Here is a 284-nt window from a genome sequence, read left to right as displayed (position 1 = left end):
AGTTACGGAAGCACACTGCAAAGAAACTTTGTTCAGTTTTGAGAGTACCAACAATAAGAACTTGGGCCTGTAGCTCAGCTGGTTAGAGCGCACGCTTGATAAGCGTGAGGTCGATGGTTCAAGTCCATCCAGGCCCATTGAAATGGAAAGAAAAGTCTTTACATTTCGGCCAAGATGGAGTAACATCTTAAAAGTTGATATTTACGGGGGCATAGCTCAGCTGGGAGAGCACCTGCTTTGCAAGCAGGAGGTCATCGGTTCGATCCCGTTTGCCTCCATTGGCC

2 tRNA genes are annotated in these 284 nt (G+C 47.5%); both read left to right on the top strand.

The window, feature by feature from the left end:
• The first annotated feature begins 63 nt into the window (after nt 1-63).
• Nucleotides 64-137 (top strand) — tRNA-Ile (locus tag ACYVUV_RS12415).
• Nucleotides 138-205: 68 nt separating this feature from the next.
• Nucleotides 206-278, top strand: a tRNA-Ala gene (locus ACYVUV_RS12410).
• Nucleotides 279-284 lie beyond the last annotated feature (6 nt).

The organism is Lactobacillus sp. WILCCON 0149 (assembly GCF_057197965.1).
This window is presented reverse-complemented; position numbering and strand designations above follow the sequence as displayed.